Here is a 7,144-nt window from a genome sequence, read left to right on the forward strand (position 1 = left end):
TAATTATACCAAAAAATCGCTCAGACCTCACGGTCTGGGCGATTTTTCTGTCAGGGGAGTTTTTTTACAGCCCCTTTTCTGTTGAGGGGAAAATACCGAAAAATCTTGACTAGAAGCTTTCAGAAGATTAAAATATACACGTATTTGATAGGAGGTGTAAATCTATGGACAGTTGCGATAGTACGGGACGAAGTACGAACTGCGATGGCAGATATCATAAGACGCAGAGGCAGTTGCCCATGGAGCATCAGTAGACCTCTGACTAATTTCACATGTCTTTGAATATAACCATCGCGTAAATTCCTATACTATACAGCCGGAAATGTAAGTGTGCTTTTGGAGAGAGCGATGGTTTTTTTATGCCCTTTTGAGACCAATAGAGGAGGCGAAAGACATGGATAAAATGGTTCAGAAACCAAATTATGTAGAAGAATTGCTGGAAATCTTACGCAGCTCCCTGGCGGCAGATGAGCTGCAGGATCAGATTTCCGATTATCATGAGAGTGACATTGCGGATGCATTTGAGCAGTTGACGGAGGAAGAGAGAAGACGTTTATATCCGTTGCTGGGACCGGAATGGATTGCTGAGATTTTTACTTATATTGAAGATCCGGATGAATACCTGAAGGAACTGGATCTTGGACAGGCAGCACAGGTGTTGTCTTACATGGACTCGGACGATGCAGTGGATGTCCTGGATGAGCTGGATGATACCACCCAGGAAAAACTGGTCGGCATGATGGATGAGGAATCCAGCCATGACATTAAGATGCTGCAGTCTTATGAGGATGATGAAGTCGGTAGTCTGATGACAACCAATTTTATTGTGATCCATGAGAATCTGACCATCCGCCAGGCCATGAGAGAACTGATCCGGCAGGCGGGTGAAAATGACAATATATCTACTGTTTACGTAATAGATAAGAATGATCAGTTCTATGGTGCTATCGATCTGAAAGATCTGATCATTGCAAGAGAGAAGGATGCACTGGAAGATATCATCAGTACATCTTATCCGTATGTAACAGATCATGAGAAGATTGATGACTGTATCGAGCAGATCAAGGATTATGCGGAGGATTCTATCCCGGTTCTGACAGAAGATAAACAGCTGATCGGTGTCATTACGGCACAGGACTTGGTTGAAGTAGTCGATGATGCCATGGGCGAGGATTACGCAAAGTTGGCAGGTTTGACCGCTGAGGAAGATCTGGAGGAGACTACCACCGAGAGTATGAAAAAGAGACTTCCGTGGCTGGTTATTCTGCTGTTTCTTGGACTGGCAGTATCCACAGTGGTTGGTATATTTGAGACCGTAGTGGCCGTGCTCCCTATTGTTATGTGTTTTCAGTCATTGATCCTTGATATGGCAGGAAATGTAGGCACACAGTCACTGGCTGTTACCATTCGTGTGTTGATGGATGAGAATCTGACTGCGGGTGAGAAAGTGGGACTTGTATTTAAGGAGATGAAGGTCGGATTTTTCAATGGATTGTTCCTGGGAATCATGGCATTTATCTTTATTGGACTGTATATCTGGCTGCTGAAGGGCAATCCGGTAGTCCATGCATTTGTGATCTCCGGCTGCGTCGGATTTTCATTGATGGCGGCAATGGTGATTTCCAGTTTAGTGGGAACTTTGATTCCGATGTTTTTCCATAAGATCAAGATTGACCCGGCTGTTGCGTCTGGTCCTTTGATCACTACCGTCAACGATTTAGTAGCTGTTGTGATCTACTATGGTCTGGTGTGGATTCTGCTGATTCATTTCTTACACATGGTATAATGGAATCATATAAGGAATAGCACCATCTCGCAGAGAAGGCTTTGCGGGCAGAGATTTGAATAGCGATAAATTGAGAAGGACAGTCGAAAAATCGGCTGTCTTTTTTCTTATATGGGATCAAACAGAGTATTACTACGTCTAATGAATGTAAGGAAGGAGGAGAAGCAATGCAGGAAAAGGAACTGCTGCAGTTGATCCGAAAGGCGCGATCCAAGGATCCGGACGCATTTTCCAGTCTGATCTATTTCTATATGAAGGATCTGTATCGGGTGGCCATCTCAATCCTCATGAATGACGAGGACGCAGCGGATGCGATTCAGGATACGATTCTTGGCTGCTGGGAGAAGCTGCATACATTGAAGCAGGAGAAATATTTAAGACCTGGTTGACCAGGATCCTGATCAATCACTGCTATGATATGCGGAAGAAGCAACAACGGATGACAACCATGGAGGATTATGAGGAACCTGTAGCGGAGGATCAGTACAATGTGGAACTGAAGGAAGCATTGGGGCAGTTGGATGAAAAATACCGGATCGTGATGGTTCTATATTATAGCGAAGGATACCAGACAGGCGAGATCGCGGAACTATTGGAGATACCGAGAAGTACAGTGCAGACCAGGCTTCAGCGGGGAAGGGAAAAGCTGGAAACCTATTATCGTTGACAGAAAGGAGCAGGACAATGAAAGAAGAGAAAGATATTCTGAATAGGGACGTGGAGATTCCGGAAGTGGTATTTAGAAAAGCAGATGCGGCGCTGAATCAGATTCGGGCAAATACAGGATCCACAAAAGCAACCAGAAAAGTAACTCGTATACAAGGAAGAATCCATCATGTGCAGGCGGCTGCAGTGGCATGTGCGGTACTGATCGGAGCAGGAGGAATCACTGCGACGGCAGCAGTCATTCACCACCTGTGGAGCCGCGGTATGCAGGCAAATATTCAGGCAACAGAAGAACAGCAGAAAAATCTGACGGATCAGGGAATGGTGACGCAGTTTGATCAGGCATATACTTCAGCAAATTCAGATTTGACAGGCATGGAAGTGACATCCGAAGGAATTACAGTGAAACCGATGGAAATGATCGCTGATGGACATTTTGTACATCTGTCTTTTCAGGTGGAAGGGTATGATCTTCCAGATGGAGAAGAACCTTTCTTTGAAACGATGAAAGTATATACAGGAGACGAGGAAACAGCAGAAGACAGTTTCGTTAATATGAACGGAAGTTTTTACAATGGAATTATCTGTGATGAAAACGGAAATCCCGTATATGAAGATGGAACGCCACTTACAGTTGATGAAAATGGAACGACAATAGAACGATATAAAGCGGAAGATGGAACATTGGAATATGTGATGACTTTATATAAGCCAGATCCAGAAGAAAGTCTTCTGGGGCAGATGCTCCATGTTCAAATGGAAAATCTTGGGACCGTGAAGAAAACAATGTTTATGAATGGAATCGAAGGAACCTGGAGCTTTGATATCCCGGTCAGTGGAAAAGATGCTGCACAGACCTATGAGCTAAATGCACCTCTTGAAAATGCAAATGTGACGGTACTCTCAGCGGCACTTTCACCCATTTCCGTTCGAGTCGATTACGAAGTGACCGGTGAGATTCAGGCACAGGAAGATGACAATGGATTGCCGGAAGTTGGTGGAGTAGTATTGAAGGATGGAAGCCGTCTGCTCTATCTGCTCAACGGAGGTCAGATTGGTTATCAGGACGACACACATGCCTATGAGATCTCTTCCTTTGACCGGGTGATTGATGTGGATCAGGTGCAGTCCCTGCTGTTTCGGATTCACGCAGGAGATTCCCCTGAAAAATACGTTTCGGTTGATTTGAAATAAAAAAATATATATGGATTGACAATGCTGGTCGGCTATTGTAGACTAAAGAAAAAGAGAAGGTCTACAATAACCGACCTTTTGCGCATGACAGATACAGGAGGAGTCCATATGGAGGAATACAGACTTTGTAACAGCGATTACCGATTTATGACACTGGTGTGGGAACATGGTCCCATTGGTTCGGGGGAACTGGTCAGACTGTGCGCAGAGTATCTGGGTTGGAAGAAATCCACTACCTATACGGAGATCAAGCGGTTGAGCCAGAAGGGCGTTCTGAAAAATGAAAATGCATTAGTAACACCGCTGGTGACCAGAGAAGAGGTACAGGCGAAAGAGTCTGATGAGTTTGTGGAGCGGACCTTCGATGGTTCGCTGCCGGGATTCCTGACCGCTTTTTTAGGTGGGAAAAAATTGTCCCGCCAGGAAGCAGAGGACTTGAAAGCATTGATTGACAATTATCAGGAGGAGGGATGATATGCTGGAAATGATCTTTGCTCAGATTCTGAAGATGAGTTTGACTGCGGGTGTCTGCATTATAGTTGTGAGCATGCTTCATCTGGTATTTCACAGAATCCCGCGGAAATATCTGTATGCACTGTGGATCGTGGTGGCATTTCGCCTGATCTGTCCGGTGTCGGTCAGTACACCGGTGGGATTGGTTTTGATGGGGAATGTAGGTCAGATTGAACAGACGAGTGTGACAGATGAGCTGGTGCAGAGTGAGCAGGCAGAGGCCGGGGATGTACAGAAGGCGGTTGATTCGCATGTGACAGGAACTATGCAGGGTGAATCGGTGGTTGGAGATGGAGATTCCGTAACAACTGCTCAGAATAATATGACCGACAAAACAGCTATGCAGGACAACACGACAGGAACCGCCCAGAGCACTGCATCCAACGTGAGCACTGACAACACTGCCAACGACCAATTAATGTTACATCTCCTCTCCCGTATCTGGCTTACGGGCATGCTCCTTTCTCTCATCTACTTGCTATACAGCTATCTGAAAACAAGACGCAGATTAAGTCATGCAGTGCTGGCAGAGGATACGACCAGTGAGCGACTGATCCATACGGGCTGGAGATTAGCGCCGGTCTATGAATGTGACGAGTTACCGTCCCCATTTGCCATGGGAATTTTTCATCCGGTAATCTATATTCCTTTCGGACTGGAAGCGTGCCGCCGGGAAATGATCCTTCTGCATGAGCAGTATCATATCCGTCGCCGGGATCATCTGGTGAAATTATTTGCAAGTGTTTTGTTGGCAGTGTACTGGTTCCACCCATTGGTGTGGCTGAGTTGGGTGATTCTGTGCAGAGATATGGAGATGAGCTGTGATGAGAAGGTACTGGAACTGCTGGGAAGTGAGCAGCGGAAAGCATACAGTCTGGCCTTACTTCAGTTTGCGTCCGGAGAATCGGTAGGATATGTGCCGCTTGGTTTCGGCGAACCAAACGTAAAGAGTCGGATCAAACATGTGCTGAGATTCAAAAAAGCAGCAGTGGGAACCGGTGTTGTTGGTGTGGTCATTCTTATTGCAACTATCCTTTTACTGGGAAGCAACCGTCAGCAGAATATCAGAGATTCTGCCAATACAGATACTGCGAGCAGTGCACAGGAAAATGCAGACGAGACACAGTCAGACAGTTCGAACGTTTCTGATGCAGCAACGCTTCTGTATAGTGTAAAAAATCCTTATGTGGGTGATATTTCTGCTGATGGCAAGGTGCTTCGAGCCATTGAAGAAGTGAGACCTGGTTCTGTATATGCAGGAAAGACAGAACTGCAGACATCAGAGGAGCCATATGAATATCATTTTCTGCTGGAGCAGAACAAAGAGACGCTGAAAGTGAAGACGGGAACGGAGGAGTCGAAACTGAATCAGGAGATGTCCAGAACAGCCGTGCTCATGCTGGCACTGATCGACAATCTGGGAGAAGTCCAGTGGAATTATGCTTTGATTGCAGAAGATGGAACCGAGAACGATGTGCTATACACCTCGTATGTGGATATTGACAGTGCACAGCAGTGGCTGGGTGTGGATAACATCAAAGCTTACGCAGAGTCCCCGGAGAAGATGCAGGAATTTCTGAATCTGCTGGATACGGTCAGTGGAGATGCCATAGAAGGTGCAAATACAGAGATTGACGGAACCGCATCGATCACTCACAGGGAAGGCTTTCAGAATGCAACGCTTCATTATTATGTGCCAAAATCATCAGAGGGTATCGTGACTACAACGGGTATTTACACGGAGGAAGAAGCCAAGGCCCATGCCCAGCGGGCGGTGCAGGAGATCTATGACCTGACTGGTTTTCAGGTGACCGAGTGTTATTATTACGCTTATGACTTTAGAACTATTGATCTTGGCATGTCAGAGGATGATCTGGAACACAGCAGAGTCTTCTATTCCCGTTGTTTTGCAGATCTTCCGGGCGATACCACATCCATTGCGTCCGCATATCTGGCAAATGCACAAAAAGTATGGTATTCACCCGTAAAAATGATGATTTTACCGGACAGATATGATATGATGTCCGAGGGTGAAAAAGCAGTGTGGTTCGTGACCCATTCTGGTCAGTATAATGGTCAGAAAGTCTATGCAACCTATCAGGATTATGCTGACCAGCCAGAGACTTGGACAGTAGTGATGGATGATGAGACTGCATATGAGATTACCCTGGAGGCTGACACTAACAGCTTTTCGAATCTGACGGGACCTTATCCGGATGGAAATATCCGGCATTGATCAATCTTGGATTGATTAGTCCACTGACAGTAAGAAAGTACATGTGTCAGGTTAAAATCATATGACTTACGAGGAGGACAGAACAATGAAGAAATACTTGATGATGCTGGCAGCAGGATTGCTGACTGTTTCTCTGGGAGGCTGTGCAGTCGTTACGGACAGCTCGCAGACAGACAGTGTCGAGGTAGAGGAAGTTGCGGAAGAGGCGAAAGATGATACAGAAAAGAATGATACGGAGCAGGAAGAGACAGATGAACCTGCATGGTATGGAAGCTGGAAGATCATAGATGTGAAGGCAGCAGCAGTCAGTGCATTGGCAGAAGAAGAGGTTGAAAAATATAAGGATCAGACTGTGACCTACGGAGAGACAACGGTTATGGTTGGAGATACTTCTTATGAAATTGAAGGTTATGAGACTATGTTGGACGTATATACTCAGGACAGCATGGCACAGGACTATAAAGCTGATTTAAGTGACTGGTGGAATGGCGCCGGTGAATTATCCTTTGTACAGGTACTGGCAAATGATGATTTCTTCGGAAGTGTATTCTTCGCAACTGATAATGAAGAGCTGTGGATCTACTGCGATGGCGTATTTTTCCGGGCAGAGAAAGCAGCATAAGAGAAACAGGATAAATAAGAAGACAGGCGGAAATGGTGAAAGGTTTCCAGCGAGACCGTTTCAAGTTTTGTGTAAACGTTAAAAACTGATATAAGATTTGTGAATAGTTACAAATGGGCAGAGCCGA

Annotated in this window: 7 protein-coding genes; all 7 read left to right on the top strand. The window is 45.6% G+C overall.

Annotated elements, in window-relative coordinates:
* The first annotated feature begins 394 nt into the window (after nt 1-394).
* The 7 genes from mgtE to WMO62_RS15510 all read left to right on the top strand — a co-directional run bounded on the left by mgtE (nt 395) and on the right by WMO62_RS15510 (nt 7,017).
* A complete protein-coding gene (mgtE, locus tag WMO62_RS15480) occupies nt 395-1,786 on the top strand; it encodes a magnesium transporter (protein WP_349145244.1) in 1,392 nt (463 codons plus the stop codon).
* Nucleotides 1,787-1,953: 167 nt separating this feature from the next.
* Nucleotides 1,954-2,175 (top strand): RNA polymerase sigma factor, encoded by a 222-nt coding sequence (locus WMO62_RS15485; protein WP_349145245.1) that lies wholly within the window; start codon nt 1,954-1,956, stop codon nt 2,173-2,175.
* A 29-nt stretch (nt 2,176-2,204) separates the two neighbouring features.
* On the top strand, nt 2,205-2,453 hold the full coding sequence (locus tag WMO62_RS15490) for an RNA polymerase sigma factor (protein ID WP_349145250.1): 249 nt from the start codon (nt 2,205-2,207) through the stop codon (nt 2,451-2,453).
* Between the two features lie 17 nt (nt 2,454-2,470).
* On the top strand, nt 2,471-3,646 hold the full coding sequence (locus tag WMO62_RS15495; protein WP_349145246.1) for a DUF4179 domain-containing protein: 1,176 nt from the start codon (nt 2,471-2,473) through the stop codon (nt 3,644-3,646).
* Between the two features lie 108 nt (nt 3,647-3,754).
* Entirely contained in the window at nt 3,755-4,120 is a 366-nt protein-coding gene (locus WMO62_RS15500; protein ID WP_349145247.1) for a BlaI/MecI/CopY family transcriptional regulator, read from the top strand.
* A gap of 1 nt (nt 4,121) precedes the next feature.
* The gene (locus WMO62_RS15505) at nt 4,122-6,395 is read left to right on the top strand and encodes a M56 family metallopeptidase (protein WP_349145248.1); all 2,274 of its coding nucleotides are present in this window, start codon (nt 4,122-4,124) and stop codon (nt 6,393-6,395) included.
* Between the two features lie 85 nt (nt 6,396-6,480).
* A complete protein-coding gene (locus WMO62_RS15510) occupies nt 6,481-7,017 on the top strand; it encodes a hypothetical protein (RefSeq protein WP_349145249.1) in 537 nt (178 codons plus the stop codon).
* Nucleotides 7,018-7,144: the final 127 nt, after the last annotated feature.

The sequence above is a fragment of the Hominiventricola aquisgranensis genome, assembly GCF_040096225.1.
GTDB classification, from domain to species: domain Bacteria; phylum Bacillota; class Clostridia; order Lachnospirales; family Lachnospiraceae; genus Hominiventricola; species Hominiventricola aquisgranensis.